The following is a 15,916-nucleotide window of genomic DNA, read 5'->3' on the forward strand; positions in this document are numbered from 1 at the left end:
CTGTTTTGGGTAAACGGCCTTGACAGTCGGCTCGCGACTGGGCAGGATGAACGCATGACTCGTCCGGTTTTCTTTTCTTCCGCTTATTTTTATTGGTACCGCAGCTCGTTGCGGCTCCAAGGACTCTAGCCGGACTGAAGACTGACCGGATACTCTCTGACGAATGCCGCTGCGGTACAGGCGGCATTTGTTTTTCCTGCTTTCCGAAAAATGATCCCCTGCCGCAAGGCAATGCAAGCGAAGGGGTTCACATCGATGAATGAAATTCATGACGCGCGCCGTATTGCGCTGGAAAGCCAAGCCCTGACGCGCGACGTCTCGCTGATGCGCTTGTCACTGCTGACCGATGTCGAAGCGCTCTCCGGCGGCACGATGCCGGCCGAAGACCTGCTGCGCTGCCTCGCCGATTTGCGCCGCGCGCAATCGGGATCGGTGGCGCTGGAGTCGCTGCTGCCTGAAATCCGTACCGCGGCGCTGCTGCTGGCTAGCGCGCGCAAGGACTGGGAGGGCGATTCGCCCGGACGTTTTGCCGATGCCGCCGACTGGCTGGCGGCTCGCATTCTGATCCTTGGCCTCAGTCATGTCGAGCTGGCCGCCGCGCAGCTGCCGCGGCTGGACGAGGCCAACCGTCGCCTGTGCCGCTTGGCCGCCCGTTTCGACCGGGTGTGGGAAAAGGTGCAGCCGGTGCTGGTCGGGGCGAGCGAAGCGGGCTTGCTGCTGCATGGTTGGAGGCCGCTGGCGGACATATCGACGCATGCGGGATCGTTTTCTGAACATTCTGCGCAATTACGCCGAATTTACCTGGCAGAAATTCCGCAATGGCTTGCCAGATTTGTGCGGGGTAGGTAAAAATGCGTGAATGAATTATCTTCCGATACATTATCAGGATTCCCGCTATTACAAATTGACTCAAGTGGTGTATATCCTGCAGGCCATTAGTCTGTTTGTCGGCGTGACCGCCATTGCGGCTGTGATCATCAACTACGTCAAGCGTTCCGATGTGCGCGGCACCGTGTTCGCCAGTCATTTCGACTGGCAGATCCGCACCTTCTGGACCACGGTACTGGTTGGTCTGGTTGGCTATGCAACGGTTTTCGTGCTGGTTGGGTTTCTCATTCTGTTCGGATTGTGGGTTTGGTACGTTTATCGCGTAATCAAGGGTTTCCTGTTTTTCGTCGACGGCAAGCCGATGCCGTCGTAACGTCCCGCCGGCCGCCGCCAGATGCGGCGCGGTGAAAGCTTCCTCATGCACCATTTATCGTTGCTCCTGACCCGGACCATGCCTTTTGGCAAGTACGAGGGCCGGACGCTGGCAGACCTGCCCTTTGACTATCTGTGCTGGTTCGCGCGCGAGGGTTTTCCTGCCGGGGAGTTGGGCGCCTTGCTGGAGCTTTTGTTCGAACTACAACATAACGGTCTGATGCACTTGCTGGACCCTTTACGAAAGCACTAAAGCATGGCGATCCAATGGTTCCCAGGACATATGAACAAGGCCCGCAAGGCCCTGGAAGAGCGGATTACCGATATCGACGTGGTGATCGAGATGCTGGATGCCCGTCTGCCGGGTTCCAGCGCGAACCCGATGATAGGGCGTAGCACGCGCGGCAAGAAAACGCTCAAGATTCTGAACAAGCAGGACCTGGCCGATCCCGAAGTGACGAAGCTGTGGCTGGATTACTATTGTGCGCGTCCCGGTACGCTGGCGATCGGGCTGGATGCCGGCGAGCGGGCTCCGGCACTGAAGCTCATCGCAGCCTGCCGCGAGCTGGCACCTTCGCGTTCGGGGCTGGACAAGCCTTTGCGCGTGCTGATCTGCGGGATTCCCAATGTCGGCAAGTCGACGCTGATCAATAGCCTGACCGGGCGGCGCATCGCCAAAACCGGCAACGAACCCGGCATCACCAAAGGGCAGCAGCGCATCTTGCTGGCAGACGATATCGAATTGATCGATACCCCGGGAATGCTGTGGCCGAAAATCATCGTCGAGGAAGGCGGCTACAACCTGGCCGCCAGCGGTGCCGTCGGTCGCAATGCCCTCGATGAAGAAGAAGTCGTGCTCGTGCTGCTGACCTACCTGGCCCGCCGTTACCCGGAAGCCCTGCAGGCCCGCTACAAGCTTGACGAGGTTGTCGGGCTGCAGGATACGCAGTTGCTCGACGCCATCGGTCGTCGTCGCGGCGCGATGCTGGGCGGGGGGAAGGTCAATATCCAGAAAGCGGCCGAGATCGTACTGACGGACTTTCGTGCCGGCTCCATCGGGCGTCTCTCGCTCGAACTGCCGGAAGAATGGGTGGTTTGGGAGGCGCGGGGGCGCGAGCAGGAGTCACGCAGGCAGTCGGAGCGTGCGCAGCAGCGCCTCGATCGCGGCCTGAAGCCCAAGACGCCGCGCGAGTCGTGATCAGTCTTGCTCGAACCAGGTCTGCAGTATGGCCTGGGCGGCAACCTGATCGAGCACGGGTTTTTGCTTGCGTCCCCTGAGGCCGGCTTCGGCCAGCAGCGACTCGGCCAGCAGCGAGGTATGGCGTTCGTCCACCAGCGCAACCGGCAGGCCGAAGCGGCCATGCAGCCGATTGGCGAAGCGCTGTGCGAGGCGGGTCATGTCGTGTTCGGTGCCGTCTGCATGAACAGGCAGGCCGACCACCAGTTGCGCGGGTTTCCATTCAGCGATGAGCGCGGCGATGCGCGCGAAGCGCTCATCGTTGAGCAGGGTGTCTATGGTCTCCAGCGGGTGCGCGATCCCGATCAGCGTTTCGCCGACGGCGACACCGATACGGCGCTCGCCGAAATCGAAAGCGAGTACCGCGCCTTCATGCATGTCCGATATCACCACACAGCAGGGACGGATCGAAGCCCAGCGACGAGAGTGCTGCAGCGTAGCGCAGCTCGGGCGCGAGCGAGAAAATGATGCCGGTATCGGCCGGCGCGGTAAGCCAGCCATTGGCGGCGATTTCTTCTTCAAGCTGGCCGCTGGCCCAGCCGGCGTAGCCGAGCGTGACCAGCATGCTTGCCGGCCCCTTGCCCTCGGAAACCGCAATCAGGACGTCCTTGGACGTGGTCAGTGCGATGTCGTCGGTGACCAGCAGGCTGGACTGCCAGTTGCAGACGGGCCTATGCAGCACGAAGCCACGGTCGGGCTGCACCGGACCGCCGAAAAAGACCTGGCTTGCGCGCAGATCCTCGTCGTCGAGCGGAAGGTCGATCTGGTCGAAGAGCTGCGCCATGGCAACGCCGGACGGCTTGTTTACGATCAGCCCCATTGCCCCGTGTTCGCCATGTTCGCACAGATAGATCAGCGATTTGGCAAACAGGGGATCCGCCATATTGGGCATGGCGATCAGAAATTGGTTGGAAAGCGATAGCGATTCCATGTGCCCATTATGGCACAACTGTTGTCTGCGCATAGTAGGCGCATGCTTGATAAAATGATTCCCTTTGTCGTGCCGAATGCGAGGATGTCTTGCGGCTAACCCATATCAAACTCTCCGGCTTCAAGTCGTTCGTCGACCCGACCTCGATCGCGGTTCCCGGGCAACTGGTCGCGGTGATCGGCCCCAATGGCTGCGGCAAATCGAACGTCATCGATGCCGTGCGCTGGGTTCTGGGAGAGTCTTCCGCCAAGCAGCTGCGCGGCGAGTCGATGCAGGATGTCATCTTTAACGGTTCGACGACGCGCAAACCGGTCTCGCGCGCCAGCGTCGAGCTGGCATTCGACAATGGCGACGGTCAACTGCTCGGTCCGTGGGGGCAGTACAGCGAGGTGGCCATCAAGCGCGTGCTGACCCGGCAGGGCGAGTCGAGTTACTACATCAATAATCAGCAGGTGCGGCGGCGCGACATCACCGATCTTTTCCTCGGCACCGGCGTCGGTGCGCGCGGCTATGCGGTGATCGAGCAGGGGATGATCTCGCGCATCATCGAGGCGCGTCCCGAGGAGCTGCGCGCCTACCTGGAAGAAGCGGCCGGTGTGTCGCGCTACAAGGAGAGACGGCGGGAAACCGAGAGCCGGATCCAGTACACGCGCGACAATCTTCTGCGCGTCGACGATCTGCGGCAGGAACTGGCACGTCAGGTCGAACGCCTGACGGAGCAGGCGCAGACCGCCGCACAGTACAACGACCTGCGCGGTACGCTGACACACAAGCAGAATCTGCTGGCTGCCGCGCGCCGCAACGAGGCGCAGCGCACCGAGGCCGGAGCGCGCGCCGAACTGGCCCAGATCGAGACGCGGGAGGCGGAACTGGAAGCGCGCTCGGCGTCGTACGAGGCCGAGCTCGCTGAAGTGCGCGAGTCGCACTTTGCCGCCGGCGATGCCATGCAGGAGGCACAGCAGCGCCTGGCGGATGCCAATGCCCAATTGGCGCGGCTGGAAGAGCAGCAGCGCCATCGCGCGCAGACGCGGGTGCGCGTCGATCGCGAGTTGGAGCAGGGCAGCCAGGAGAGACAGCGGCTGGCCGAGTCGCGCAATGCGGTAGCGGTCGAGCTTGACGAATGGCTGCCGCGGCGCGAGGAAGGAATGCTGCGGTTGGAAGAGGCGCAGATGCTTCTGGAAGACGGAGCCGACAGCCTGCCGCAGGCCGATGCCGAGTTTCGTCGCTGCGATCAGGCCCTGAGCCAGTGCCTGGCCCAGGAAGCCTCCTTGTTGCGAGAACGCGACCTGGCCCGGCAGCGGCAGGAGCACCTGGCGGCGGTCGCCGCGCGGAGCGACGGGCGCACTGCCGCCTTGCGCCGCGAGCTGGCGGAACTCAACCTGCCCGATCAGGGCGCGCAGGATGCGGCGCTGGCGGAGGTCGAACGCGCGCGCGCCGCGCTGTCCGCCGTGCGCGCGCGCGTGGTGGCGGACGAAGCCAAGCTGGCCGACCTCGCCAGCGAGCGCGAACATCTGGACGAGCAACTCGCACAGCTCAATAGCGACAATGCCCGCGCCGAAGCCGATGTGGCCGCCTTGAGCGCCTTGCTCGCGCAGAGTGCGGCGGGCGAGCGCCTGGATGCCTGGCTGCAGGCACATGGCCTGGCTGCGGCGCCGCAGCTGTGGCAGACGCTGGAAGTCGATGCCGACTGGCGACAGGCGCTTGAGTCCGTACTGAACGAACGTTTGAGCGCTCGTGCGGCCGAATGGCTGGGCGAGGCGCCGCCTGCGCGCTTGACCCTGGTCGAGGCCGGTGCTGCGACGGGCGGCACGACGCGCGGCGAGTGGCCGACATTGCGCGCCAAAGTCAGCGCCGCCGCACCATTCGATGCCGCTCTCGACGAATGGCTGGCCGGCGTCTATCTGGCGGATAGCCTGGCGCAAGCGCGCCGCGACCGGGTGCGGCTGGCGCCGGGAGAGACTTTGCTGACGCGGGAAGGGCATCGTGTGGGCACGGCGAGTGTGCGGTTCCACGCCGCCGCCAGCCAGGATGGCGTGCTTGCGCAGAAAGCGCGTCTGGATGCCGCCGTCGAACGTGGGCAGGTGCTGGCTCCACAGCGGCAGGCCTTGCTCGAGCGGCGTGCGGCCCTGGTCCAGAACACGGCGATGCTGGCTGAAGCGGTGCGGGCGCAGAAAGGGGCGGTAACCCGACTCGAGGCGGACCTCAATGCGGCCACGCTGGAGCACGTCAAGCTTGATCAGGCGGCACGACAGGGCGCACAGCGCCTGGCCGCCATCGAGGCCGAGCAGTCGCGGCTGGAAGAAGAGCGGCGAGGGGCGCAATCGCAGGGCGAAGAAGAAGCGCTGCGAGCGGAAGAAGCGGCCATGCAGCAGGAAGAACTGTCCTTGCAGCTCGATGCGTTGCGACTGCAACGCCTGAACGCGGAGACCGGGCTGGGCTTGGCGCGCAATAAAACACGCGATGCTGAGCGCCTGGTGCATGAGTTGCGACTGGCGATGCAGGAGGCCGAGCAGAAATGCGCCGAGTATGCGCGCCGCGCCCATGAACTCGAGCAGCGTGACGAAGCCCTGGCTGAGCGCTTGCAGGCGCTCGTGGCAGAGCAGGATAGCGTCGACGAAGAGGATGACGGCGATGCGATGCAAGTGGCTCTGGGCTTGCGCGAGATACTGGAATCCGGTTTGGCGCTTGCGCGCGATCGGCTGAACGGCCTGGCCGAACGGATGCGGGAGCTGGGGGTACAGCAACAGGAAGTGCACGCCGCCTTGCCTGCCTTGCGCGAATCGCGTTCGGCCTGCTTGCTCAGGCATCAGGAAGCGCGTCTGGCCATGGAGCGCTTCAGCGAAGAACTGGCTGCGGCCGGTGCCGACGAGAATGCCTTGCTCGCCGACCTCAATACCGATATCAAGCCCGCGACCCTGGTCGCCGAAATCGCTCGCCTCGCACGGGCGGTCGAAGGGCTGGGGGCCGTCAATCTGGCGGCTCTGGATGAATTGGAAGAGGCACGCAGGCGCGGTGATTATCTGACCGAACAGGCGGACGACCTGCAGCTTGCGATGGCCACGCTTGAGCAGGCGATAGAGAAGATAGACGGCGAGACCCGGGAGATGCTGCAGTCGACCTACGATGCGGTGAACCAGCGCATGGGAGAGTTTTTTCCGACGCTGTTTGGCGGCGGGCGTGCCGAGCTGATGCTGACTGGCGACGATCTGCTCAATTCGGGCTTGCAAATCATCGCGCAACCGCCGGGTAAAAAGAACAGCTCCATCCACCTGCTGTCCGGTGGGGAGAAGGCGCTGACGGCGATGAGTCTGGTGTTCTCGCTGTTCAGCTTGAATCCGGCGCCATTCTGCCTGCTCGATGAGGTCGATGCGCCGCTGGATGATGCCAATACCAGCCGGTTCTGCGATCTGGTCCGAAAAATGTCGGAGCGCACGCAGTTTCTTTATATTTCGCACAACCGGTTGACGATGGAAATGGCCGAGCAACTGGTCGGGGTGACAATGCAGGAGCAAGGGGTCAGCCGCATCGTCGCCGTCGACATTGTCGAGGCGCTCAAAATGCGCGAGGCGGAATGAGAGGAGCATGAGGCGACAGGTCGGGCCGCTGGCGGTCGCGCTGCTCTTGTCTTGCGCTGCGCACGCACTAGTGTTGTTTCATGTCGCCGGCTTGCGCCGCGCGCACCCGGAGGCGCCGCCAGCGCTAAGCGTAGAGCTGGCGGCGGCATTGCCGCGAGCGGCGCGTCAGGACGCTCCTGCGGCCGCGCCTGCCGTGCACCGTCCGGGTGATCGCCGACGTGTTGACAACCCTGTGCATAAACCTGTGGACAAGGCAGCGGCAGCGGTGTCCGGGCATCCCGTCATCGCCGCGCCCGCTGCCGTCCAGGCCACGGCAGCGGTCTCGTCGCCTCCGCCTGCCGCTCGTGGCGTGTCGGCAGGCGGTGCCGTCCCGGGGGCGGGAGGCAGCGATTGTCCGCTGCTCAAGGCGCGTTACACGCAGGCCTGGAAACCGCGTTATCCGGAGATATCGCGCCAGCGCGGCGAGCAGGGCGTGGTCGGCCTCAATCTCCACATCGCAGCCGGGGGCGAGGTGCTTGAGGCGATTGTCGTGCAAAGCAGCGGTTTTCCCCGGCTCGACGCCGCTGCGCTTGCCGAGTTGCAGGGGCGCCGTCTGAGTCCCGCCCTGCGTTGTGGCAAGCCGGTGGAGTCGATGCTGCTGCAACTGATCCCTTTTCGCCTCGACGAGGGTTAATTTTCGGCGCTGGGCGCTTTCGCTTCTGCGGCTTCGACCGTGATATGCAGGTTGACGTCGTCGGAAAGCAGCGGCAGGTAGGCGGTCATGCCGAAATCGCTGCGTTTGATCCAGGCGTCGGCATTGACCCCATAGCTATCGCGGCCGTCCATCGGGTTGATGGCATGCGCGAAGTGGGTCACACGCAGCGCGACCGGGCGTGTGACGCCCAGCAGGGTCAGATTGCCATTGATTTCACCCGGCGACACACCGTCGAATTTCAATAGCGTGGCGCTGAAGGTCAGAGTCGGGTACTTGGCTACATTGAAGAAGGATTCGCCCTTCAGGTGCGAGTCACGAGCCGGGTAGTCGCTGGTGAGCGAGTTGGCATCGATGGTGACGTCGATGCGGCCGCTGTGGCTATCCGGGTCCAGTACGATGCTGCCGCTGACCTGGGTGAATTCGCCGTGCTGCAAGGACAGTCCCATGTGGCCGACTTCGAAGCCGGCGTTGGTGTGCCCCGGGTCGATGGTGTAAGTCAGCGGTGCGGCGAGTGCGGGGGCCGCCACGAAGGCCAGGCTCGATACGAGGCGCTTGAAATGCATGTCTACTCCCCACTCCGGCAGGATTTGCCAGCGGTTGATGGCAAGCGTGCGGCGGCGGGCGGCCGCGCGCTTGCGATGCCAGTGCTTAGTTGGCGGCGACGGCTTCCAGCGTGATCTGCAGTTTGACGTCGTCGGAGATTGCCGGCAGATAGGTGGTCATGCCGAATTCGCTGCGCTTGATCCAGCCTTCGGCGTTCACGCCATAGCTGTCCTTGCCGGTCATCGGATTCTTGGCATGGGCGAAATGGGTCACATGCAGGGTCAGGGGCTTGCTGACTCCGAGCAGGGTCAGCGAACCGGAGACATCGGTCAATTTGTCGCCATCATATTTCAGTTGCGAGGCTTTGAACGTCAGGGTCGGATACTTGGCGACGTTGAAGAAGGCATCGCTCTTCAGGTGTTTGTCGCGAGCCGGGTAGTCGGTGGCCAGCGAGGCGGCATCGATGCTGACGTCGACCGTGCCGCTATGGGCTGCCTCGTCGACGACCAGCGTGCCGCCGACCTGGGTGAACAGGCCATGCTGCAAGGACAGGCCGACGTGGCCTATCTCGTAGCCGGCGTAGGTATGCGTCGAATCGACGTTGTAGGTGAGCGGTGCGGCCAGGGCGAAACTGGAGGCGGCGGCGAGCAGGGCGCTCAGTACAGTGCGTTTCATCATGTGGTCTTCCTTCTTTGTTGTTGGGCAGTGCGGGGAATCGTGCCTGTCGCGGCGCTTAACCGTGATAGGCGATATGGAACTTGATGCGGACTTCATCGGCGACGGTGCTGGTGTCGGACCAGTCTCCCTCGCCTATCTTGTAGGCGAGGCGCGAGATCGGCAGCACGCCGTCGACCACGGTCAGCGCACCCTGCTTTTGCGCAGTGAAGGGCGCCGATACGTCACGGGTGATTCCCTTGAGCGTCAGCTTGCCCGCGAACTGATAGCGGTTGCCTCCCAGACTCTTGATCGACGTGGCCGTAAAACGCGCAGTCGGGATCTGGGCGCTGTTGAACCATTCCTTCTTGTGGGTTTCGTTTTCCGCTTCACGGGTCGGTAGCGCGATACTGCCGGTATTGATCACGATATCGGCGCGACCGGCGGCCGGTTTGGCCAGGTCGAGCGTGACGTTGCCGCTGAAGGTTTTGAAACTCCCCTCCACCGGCGCATTCTCCTGCTTCATGGTGAATCCGATATGGCTTTGTGCCGTATCGATCGGTGCGGCCTGCGCCAGCGGTACGGACAGGATCAGCGCGAGCGCCAGTCGTTTCTTCATCTGTGAGTCTCCTGAGGTCGGTTCAGTTTTTGGGGGCGTGAGGGCTCATGCGCCAGAGCAAGCCGTTGCGGTCGACGAAATGATGCTTGAGTGCCGCGAGGACATGTCCGGCGACGATGGCGGCCAGCGTCCAGTTCAGTAGCACATGCACGGTCTTGAGCTGGGCGCCGAGGGCTTCATTGGCACCGATCAGATCGGGCAGCGTAAATTTGGCGAGATATACGATGGGAATGCCGTAGGCCGAGCTCATTGCCCAGCCGCTGAGCGGAATGGCCAGCATGAACAGATAGAGGGCGAGATGGCCGAGGTGTGCGATACGCTGCATGGCCGGCGACATGTCGGCGGGCATGGCCGGCGCCTTCCAGACGAGGCGTGCCAGCAGCCGCAGCGCGGTGACGCCCAGCACGGTGATGCCCAGCCACTTGTGCCAGGCGATCATTTTGAATTTCAGCGGAGACAGATGCATGCCCGATAGCGCGAGCGCCAGACCGAAAGCCGCGACGATGAGAATGGCTCCCAGCCAGTGCAAAAGAATAGTGGGGAGGGCGTAACGCTCAGAGTGCATTTCGGTGTCGCTCCAATGTGGTGGAAAAAGCCAGGCGCATGCGTTTCAAGTCAAGCTGGAACCGATCGAGATCGCTGGCGTCAAACTGCTTGAAAGCATGTTTGATGTGTGCGATATGTTCAGGAAAGACTTGCTGGAACAGCGTATCGCCATGGCGTGTCAGTGCGATGAAGACACTGCGCCGGTCGTGTTCCAGCGGTGCGCGCGAAACGATGCCCTTGTCGACCAGGCGGTCGACGACGCCGGTCAGGGTGCCCTTGGTGATCAGGGTTTTTTCCGACAGCTCCTTGCACGTCATGCCCGGGGTATTGCCCAGGGTGGCGAGTACGTCGAATTGCGGCGGCGTCAGTCCGAGTTGGCGGATATGTTGTGCCGACAGCTGTTCGAAGGCCTGGAAGGTACGGGCGAGTTCGCGCAAGACGGGCAAGAACGGCTCCTTCGGGTGCTGTGTCATCATAGCTCCTATTGTCCTAGTTAGAATAGTTCGTGTGTGAAGTATTTTCAAGTGCCGTGTGCATGGATACTTGAATACTGTGGCGCGCAACCAAATAGTCAGGCCGCAGTTTGCCAGAGGTTCGAACAGTCTGAAACGGCACAAAGGGCAGGTTGGGCGGTACTCGCCCGGAGGGTCGCAGGGCGGGAATTTCGCTGCTGCGGCAAGAAAAATGATATGGTTGTCGGCGAGGGCCACGGGTCAATGCCGTTGCATTTGCCGCGAATGGCCGATTGGGATGTTGCGCGACCAGCCTTTCGTTATAATACCCACGAATTATTCGCCTTAATGCGGACTGGCCGATGAGCGAATTGCAGATAGGTTTACTGGTTTTGGGCGGTGCGATCATCGTGCTCGTCTACGGGTTCAACGTTTTTCAGGAATGGCGCTTCCGCAGACGGACGCGTCAGGCTTTCGTTCGTCCTCAGGATGACGTGTTGCTGAACGTACCCAAAAACAATGTGCGCGAAGGCGTGCGTGCCGACCGGATGGAACCGGTGCTGCTGGACGCGGATACGCTCGAGCGGGAAGACAGTTACTTCGAAGCCGCCGCGCCTCCGGTCGACGCCGGCTTCGAAGTCGATGTCGAGGCCGATTCCGATTCCGATGTCGCGGTCGTCTCCGATGACGGCATCGCCAATATGGACTCCGCCGACCATCAGGCGCTGGTGGTTTCCATGCTGGATCCTTCGCTCGATTTCATCGCCGAAGTCGTATTTCACGAGCCGCACGAGTTGGCGGCCATGCCGCGCTTCAACGTGGCCAAGCGCATCCAGATCCTCGGGCGCACCGAGAAAGGCCTGTGGAAGCAGGCCGAGATTCTGCCCGGGACACGTTACAAACAGATCCACATCGGCTTGCAGCTGGTCGACCGCAGCGGTTCGGTCTCCGAGCAGGAGCTGGCCGGTTTCTGCCAGCAGGTTTCGCGTTTTGCCGACGAATACGATGCGGCGGTCAGCTTCCCGCAGCGCCAGCAGAAGCTGGTGGCTGCACGCGAGCTTGACCGCTTTTGTGCCGATGTCGACGTCCTGATCGGAATCAATGTCGTGCCGCGTGCCCCGGTCGAGGGGACGCGGCTGCGCAGTTTTGCCGAGTCGGCGGGCATGCAGCTCGAACCCGATGGCGCTTTTCACTACCTGGCCGATTCGGGCAATACCCTGTACTCGCTGATGGCGGCCGACCAGATGCCCTTCACCCTGCATACGCTGCTGGATAAGAGTTTTCCGGCGCTGTCGCTGCTGTTCGACGTGCCGCGCGTGGCGGGCGGGGTCGAGGTGTTCGATCGCGCGGTGCAATTCGCGCGCGAGCTGGCGCAGGAATTCGACGCGCAACTGGTCGACGACAACCGGCGTTCGCTGAGCGATGCCGGGCTGGCGCGCATCCGTGAGCAGTTGCAGCATATCTACGGCAGCATGGATGATCGTGGCATCGCTCCCGGCAGCGTCGCCGCATTACGGCTGTTCGCCTGAACCGACCCGGCCGGTTCGCGGTTTTGCCGCCGGACCGGTCGCCCTTTCCTTTCCCGTGAATCATGAGCCTCTTCTCCGATGAACAGCGTGCCGCCGATCTGCGCCGGCTGCTGAACCGCTACGCCCACCAGTACTATGTGCTTGACGCCCCCAGCGTGCCTGATGCCGAGTACGACCGCCTGTTTCGCGAGTTGCAACAGCTCGAACGCGATCATCCCGCGCTGCGCACCAGCGACTCGCCGACCCTGCGCGTCGGTGGGCAGCCTCTTGCCCAATTCGACAGCGTGTCGCACGTGGTGCCCATGTTGTCGCTGAACAATGCGTTTTCCGATATGACCGCGGTGGACCCGCTGGAACGCCATGCCGAGCTGGTCCAGTTCGATGAGCGCATCGAACGCGAGCTCGGGACCGCCGCGGTAGGCTACGCGGTCGAGCCGAAGTTCGACGGTCTTGCGGTCAGCCTGATCTACGAGCATGGACTCCTGACTCTGGCGGCGACGCGTGGCGATGGTGTCAGCGGCGAGAATGTGACTGCCAATATTCGCACGGTGGCCTCGATTCCTCTGCGGCTGGAAGGAGAGACTGTGCCGGCCCTGCTCGAAGTCCGGGGCGAAGTCCTGATGTTGAAAAAAGACTTCGAGGCCCTCAATGCCGCCCAATTGCAGCAAGAGGACAAAACATTCGCCAATCCGCGCAATGCGGCTGCCGGCAGCCTGCGCCAGCTCGACTCGCGCATTACCGCCGCGCGCAAGCTGTCTTTCTTCGCCTATGCGATCGCGCGCATCGAGGGGGCGCCCTGGCCTGAGACCCACCATGAAGAGATGGCGTGGCTGGCGCGGATGGGCGTGCCGGTGGCCGATGCCGCGCTGCGCCCGGTCGTCGTCGGCCGCGCCGGTTTGATTGCTTACTACGAAGAGGTCATGCAGCGTCGCCCCGCCCTGCCCTATGACATCGATGGAGTCGTCTACAAGGTCGACCGGCGCGACTGGCAGGAGCGGCTGGGGTTTGTCTCGCGCGCGCCGCGCTTTGCCATTGCCCATAAATTCCCGGCGGAGGAGGCGCTGACCGAAGTCGAGGCCATTGAGGAGCAGGTCGGCCGCACCGGCGCGGTGACGCCGGTCGCACGTCTGCGCGCGGTTTCGGTCGGTGGCGTCACCGTGACCAATGCGACCCTGCACAATGAGGATGAGGTCAGACGCAAGGATGTGCGCGTCGGCGATACCGTGATTGTGCGCCGGGCGGGCGATGTGATTCCGGAAGTCGTTGCTGTCGTCCTGGAGCGGCGGGCGCTCGGAGACGACGGCGCGCCCCTGGCGGCAGCTTACCGCCTGCCGGCGGTTTGCCCGGTGTGCGGCAGCCATGTGCTGCGCGAGGAGGGCGAAGCGATCGCGCGCTGTTCGGGCGGTTTTGCGTGCCGCGCACAGCGCAGTCAGGCGATTCAGCACTTTGCCGGGCGGCGGATGATGGACATCGAGGGTCTGGGCGAGCGCTATGTCGATAATCTGGTGGCGCTCGACTATGTGCGCGGCGTTGCCGATCTGTACCGGCTGACGCTGGATGATCTGCTGGAAATGAAGCGCCGGGCTGACGAACGCGATGGAGTGACCCCGGAGACCGTCAAACAGGGGCAAGTCGCGACGCGCTGGGCGGAGAACCTGCTCGCCGGGATAGAAGCCAGCCGCCGCCCGCCACTCGACCGTTTGCTGTTCGCCTTGGGCATCCGCCATGTTGGCGAGTCGACGGCCAAGACGCTGGCCGATTCGCTCGGACAACTTGACCTGATCCGCAGCGCGCCAGTCGCCGTGCTGGCCACCTTGCCCGATATCGGCGCTGTCGTGGCGCGCTCGCTGGCCGAATTTTTTGCCGAAGAGACGAATATCGCGGCGCTTGACCAGTTGCTGGCCTATGTCTCGCCGTGTGACGAACACGCACCGGCGCCCGGGCTGGCCGGACGCCTGACCGTGGCCGCTCTGTTGGCTCGCCTCGGCATTCCGCGTCTGACCGAGGTCCGCAGCCAGCAGCTGGCGACGCGTATCGGCAGCATGGCGCAACTGGCCGGCTTCGACCGGCGTGCGGTACTGGAGCTGCCCTTGCCGGCCGAAGTGGTCAACGCGCTGGCGGACTGGCTGGACGAAGACGGCCACCGTAGCGACGTACTGCGGCTCGGCACCTATATCGACGAGGTCCTGGCTAGGGTCGATCCCGCTGCCGAGCTTGCGCCGCAGCCGCTGGAAGGCAAGACACTGGTGCTGACCGGGACTTTGCCCAACCTGTCGCGCGATCGTGCGAAAGCTCTGGTCGAGGCGGCCGGCGGCAAAGTGGCGGGCAGTGTTTCCCGAAAAACCGACTATGTCGTGGCAGGCGAGGCCGCAGGCAGTAAACTGGATCGGGCGGTCGAACTGGGAGTGGCAGTATTGGACGAGGCCGGCCTGATGGCATTGCTGCCGCCGTCCGCAGGAGAGTGACGATGGACGACGACGCATTTTCACGCGGTAATGACTTGGCGGCGGCCGGGCGTTGCGACGAAGCCGTTGCCGCTTTCACGCTCTGCCTGGAGCGGTCCCCCGACGATTGGCAGGCCATGTGCAATCGCGGCAACGCCTGGATGCAGCTCAAGCGCTACGACCGTGCGATGGATGACTACATGGCGGCGGCCGCGCTCGCTCCGGACGCGACTTCGGTGAAGACCAATCTCGGCGTTTTGCTCAAGGAGCTCGGGCAGCTGGACCTGGCCGCAAAGATGCTGACCGAATCGCTGCAACACGATCCATCCCAGGCCGATGCGTGGAGCAATCTCGGAGTCGTGCGTCAGTACGGTTTGCGCTACGGCGAAGCGGTCGACTGCCATTTGCGGGCGATCGACATCGCCGGCGCCAGTGTGGCGCGGCTGAATAACCTGGGCAATGCGCTGTGCTGCGCCTTGCGTCTGGATGAAGCCGTGGCCGCGTATCGAACCGGACTGGAGCTGGAGCCGGCGGACGACAACCTGCGCTTCAATCTCTCCATCGCTCTGTTCCTGCAGGGTGATTACCACGCCGCCTGGCCCATGTACGAGTCGCGCTGGGGGGCCGTGCTCAAGTCCCGCTATTCAGGCCGGCGGTGGCTTGGCGAGCCTCTGGGCGGGCGCCGGCTGCTGCTGTGGTCCGAGCAGGGCCTGGGCGACAGCCTGCAGATGGTCCGTTTTCTGGCGGCGCTCAGGCTGCGCGAACCGCAGGCCGTTATCCGGCTGGCCTGCCCACGGACGTTCTGGCGGCTGTTTTCCACTCTGCCGGTGCAATGCGTCGAGGAAGAACAGGCCGATGAGGCTTTCGACCTGCATCTGCCGTTGATGTCCTTGCCGGGCTTGCTGGATGTCGGGATCGAGCAGGTGCCGCAGGCGCCCTATCTGCATGCCCCGGACGAGGTGGCGGCGAGCATGGCCGCTGCGCTTCCAGCCCGCCGCGACGGTCGTCCGCGGGTCGGACTGGTCTGGGAATCGGGGGCCTGGGGGGTCGGCATCGCCGATCACGGGCGGCAGAACAAGTCTATTTCTCCGGATATTTTTTCCGCTTTGCTCGATGTCGAAGGCATCGATTTCGTCTCTTTGCAGTTGGGCGAGCTGCCGCCAAGCCTCCGCGGGCGGCTTGCCGCGCCGGCGATTGGCGATTTTGCGGATACCGCGGCCATCGTCGAGCAGCTTGACCTCGTCATCAGTGTCGACACATCGGTCGTCCATCTCGCCGGTGCGCTCGGATGCCCGGTCTGGGTTATGATGCGCGCCGAAAGCGCGCCATTTTTCCTGGCTCGGGGCGAAGATTCGCCCTGGTACCCCAGCATGCGGATTTTGCGGCAGTCGCAAGCCGGCGAATGGCGCGAGTTGCTGGATTCCGCGTGTCGCCGCTTGCTGGAGTGGCGCACGACGTGGCAAGGTGGCGCCGTCGTTTTGCGGTAAGGTAT

At 63.4% G+C, this 15,916-nt stretch carries 16 protein-coding genes; 9 read left to right on the top strand and 7 right to left on the bottom strand.

Annotated elements, in window-relative coordinates:
• Positions 1 to 255: 255 nt before the first annotated feature.
• From G520_RS22245 to ylqF, 4 genes are read left to right on the top strand one after another with little or no spacing between them, the layout of a single operon-like run.
• A complete protein-coding gene (locus tag G520_RS22245) occupies positions 256 to 849 on the top strand; it encodes a hypothetical protein (RefSeq protein ID WP_051229291.1) in 594 nt (197 codons plus the stop codon).
• A gap of 10 nt (positions 850 to 859) precedes the next feature.
• Complete coding sequence (locus G520_RS0108985) at positions 860 to 1,201, top strand: DUF4870 family protein (RefSeq protein ID WP_036665873.1); 342 nt, start codon at positions 860 to 862, stop codon at positions 1,199 to 1,201.
• Between the two features lie 45 nt (positions 1,202 to 1,246).
• Positions 1,247 to 1,453, top strand: coding sequence for a putative quorum-sensing-regulated virulence factor (locus tag G520_RS0108990; RefSeq protein WP_036665875.1), 207 nt, complete (start codon positions 1,247 to 1,249; stop codon positions 1,451 to 1,453).
• A gap of 3 nt (positions 1,454 to 1,456) precedes the next feature.
• Entirely contained in the window at positions 1,457 to 2,398 is a 942-nt protein-coding gene (ylqF, locus tag G520_RS0108995) for a ribosome biogenesis GTPase YlqF (RefSeq protein WP_028535358.1), read from the top strand.
• Here ylqF and ruvX read toward each other — a convergent pair whose 3' ends face one another.
• Together ruvX and G520_RS0109005 are read right to left on the bottom strand one after the other, a co-directional pair.
• Positions 2,399 to 2,815 (bottom strand): Holliday junction resolvase RuvX, encoded by a 417-nt coding sequence (gene ruvX, locus G520_RS0109000; protein WP_028535359.1) that lies wholly within the window; start codon positions 2,813 to 2,815, stop codon positions 2,399 to 2,401.
• Positions 2,808 to 3,368 (bottom strand): YqgE/AlgH family protein, encoded by a 561-nt coding sequence (locus tag G520_RS0109005; RefSeq protein WP_028535360.1) that lies wholly within the window; start codon positions 3,366 to 3,368, stop codon positions 2,808 to 2,810. The genes ruvX and G520_RS0109005 overlap by 8 nt, the downstream gene beginning before the upstream one ends.
• An 89-nt stretch (positions 3,369 to 3,457) precedes the next feature.
• On the opposite strand from G520_RS0109005, the gene smc reads away from it, so the two are divergent.
• Together smc and G520_RS23950 are read left to right on the top strand one after the other, a co-directional pair.
• Positions 3,458 to 6,943, top strand: a complete 3,486-nt coding sequence (gene smc / locus G520_RS0109010; protein ID WP_028535361.1) for a chromosome segregation protein SMC — start codon at positions 3,458 to 3,460, stop codon at positions 6,941 to 6,943.
• A 7-nt stretch (positions 6,944 to 6,950) separates the two neighbouring features.
• On the top strand, positions 6,951 to 7,616 hold the full coding sequence (locus G520_RS23950; RefSeq protein ID WP_051229292.1) for an energy transducer TonB: 666 nt from the start codon (positions 6,951 to 6,953) through the stop codon (positions 7,614 to 7,616).
• Here G520_RS23950 and G520_RS0109020 read toward each other — a convergent pair.
• The 5 genes from G520_RS0109020 to G520_RS0109040 all read right to left on the bottom strand — a co-directional run bounded on the left by G520_RS0109020 (position 7,613) and on the right by G520_RS0109040 (position 10,475).
• A complete protein-coding gene (locus tag G520_RS0109020) occupies positions 7,613 to 8,200 on the bottom strand; it encodes a YceI family protein (RefSeq protein WP_028535362.1) in 588 nt (195 codons plus the stop codon). The genes G520_RS23950 and G520_RS0109020 overlap by 4 nt on opposite strands.
• Before the next feature lie 85 nt (positions 8,201 to 8,285).
• A complete protein-coding gene (locus G520_RS0109025) occupies positions 8,286 to 8,858 on the bottom strand; it encodes a YceI family protein (protein ID WP_036665878.1) in 573 nt (190 codons plus the stop codon).
• 55 nt (positions 8,859 to 8,913) lie between these two features.
• The gene (locus tag G520_RS0109030; RefSeq protein ID WP_028535364.1) at positions 8,914 to 9,453 is read right to left on the bottom strand and encodes a YceI family protein; all 540 of its coding nucleotides are present in this window, start codon (positions 9,451 to 9,453) and stop codon (positions 8,914 to 8,916) included.
• A gap of 22 nt (positions 9,454 to 9,475) precedes the next feature.
• Entirely contained in the window at positions 9,476 to 10,018 is a 543-nt protein-coding gene (locus tag G520_RS0109035) for a cytochrome b (protein WP_028535365.1), read from the bottom strand.
• Positions 10,008 to 10,475: a MarR family winged helix-turn-helix transcriptional regulator gene (locus G520_RS0109040; protein WP_246542688.1), complete on the bottom strand. Its 468-nt coding sequence runs from the start codon at positions 10,473 to 10,475 to the stop codon at positions 10,008 to 10,010. Before G520_RS0109040 ends, G520_RS0109035 begins: the two co-directional genes overlap by 11 nt.
• Positions 10,476 to 10,813: 338 nt before the next feature.
• On the opposite strand from G520_RS0109040, the gene G520_RS0109045 reads away from it, so the two are divergent.
• The 3 genes from G520_RS0109045 to G520_RS22255 all read left to right on the top strand — a co-directional run bounded on the left by G520_RS0109045 (position 10,814) and on the right by G520_RS22255 (position 15,911).
• Positions 10,814 to 11,980, top strand: a complete 1,167-nt coding sequence (locus G520_RS0109045; RefSeq protein WP_028535367.1) for a cell division protein ZipA C-terminal FtsZ-binding domain-containing protein — start codon at positions 10,814 to 10,816, stop codon at positions 11,978 to 11,980.
• Positions 11,981 to 12,042: 62 nt separating this feature from the next.
• Positions 12,043 to 14,445 (top strand): NAD-dependent DNA ligase LigA, encoded by a 2,403-nt coding sequence (gene ligA, locus G520_RS0109050; protein WP_028535368.1) that lies wholly within the window; start codon positions 12,043 to 12,045, stop codon positions 14,443 to 14,445.
• A 2-nt stretch (positions 14,446 to 14,447) separates the two neighbouring features.
• Entirely contained in the window at positions 14,448 to 15,911 is a 1,464-nt protein-coding gene (locus tag G520_RS22255; RefSeq protein WP_051229293.1) for a tetratricopeptide repeat protein, read from the top strand.
• Positions 15,912 to 15,916: the final 5 nt, after the last annotated feature.

Origin of the sequence: Paludibacterium yongneupense DSM 18731 (assembly GCF_000422925.1) — a bacterium.
Classification (GTDB): domain Bacteria; phylum Pseudomonadota; class Gammaproteobacteria; order Burkholderiales; family Chromobacteriaceae; genus Paludibacterium; species Paludibacterium yongneupense.

Bases quoted from the DNA above. Each gene is read 5' to 3' on its own strand.
- G520_RS23950 (WP_051229292.1), top strand. From the start codon at position 6,951: ATGAGGCGACAGGTCGGGCCGCTGGCGGTCGCGCTGCTCTTGTCTTGC.
- G520_RS0109020 (WP_028535362.1), bottom strand. From the start codon at position 8,200: ATGCATTTCAAGCGCCTCGTATCGAGCCTGGCCTTCGTGGCGGCCCCC.
- G520_RS0109045 (WP_028535367.1), top strand. From the start codon at position 10,814: ATGAGCGAATTGCAGATAGGTTTACTGGTTTTGGGCGGTGCGATCATC.
- G520_RS0108985 (WP_036665873.1), top strand. From the start codon at position 860: ATGAATTATCTTCCGATACATTATCAGGATTCCCGCTATTACAAATTG.
- G520_RS0109030 (WP_028535364.1), bottom strand. From the start codon at position 9,453: ATGAAGAAACGACTGGCGCTCGCGCTGATCCTGTCCGTACCGCTGGCG.
- G520_RS22255 (WP_051229293.1), top strand. From the start codon at position 14,448: ATGGACGACGACGCATTTTCACGCGGTAATGACTTGGCGGCGGCCGGG.
- G520_RS0109040 (WP_246542688.1), bottom strand. From the start codon at position 10,475: ATGATGACACAGCACCCGAAGGAGCCGTTCTTGCCCGTCTTGCGCGAA.
- G520_RS0109025 (WP_036665878.1), bottom strand. From the start codon at position 8,858: ATGATGAAACGCACTGTACTGAGCGCCCTGCTCGCCGCCGCCTCCAGT.
- G520_RS22245 (WP_051229291.1), top strand. From the start codon at position 256: ATGAATGAAATTCATGACGCGCGCCGTATTGCGCTGGAAAGCCAAGCC.
- G520_RS0108990 (WP_036665875.1), top strand. From the start codon at position 1,247: ATGCACCATTTATCGTTGCTCCTGACCCGGACCATGCCTTTTGGCAAG.
- G520_RS0109005 (WP_028535360.1), bottom strand. From the start codon at position 3,368: ATGGAATCGCTATCGCTTTCCAACCAATTTCTGATCGCCATGCCCAAT.
- ruvX (WP_028535359.1), bottom strand. From the start codon at position 2,815: ATGCATGAAGGCGCGGTACTCGCTTTCGATTTCGGCGAGCGCCGTATC.
- ligA (WP_028535368.1), top strand. From the start codon at position 12,043: ATGAGCCTCTTCTCCGATGAACAGCGTGCCGCCGATCTGCGCCGGCTG.
- ylqF (WP_028535358.1), top strand. From the start codon at position 1,457: ATGGCGATCCAATGGTTCCCAGGACATATGAACAAGGCCCGCAAGGCC.
- G520_RS0109035 (WP_028535365.1), bottom strand. From the start codon at position 10,018: ATGCACTCTGAGCGTTACGCCCTCCCCACTATTCTTTTGCACTGGCTG.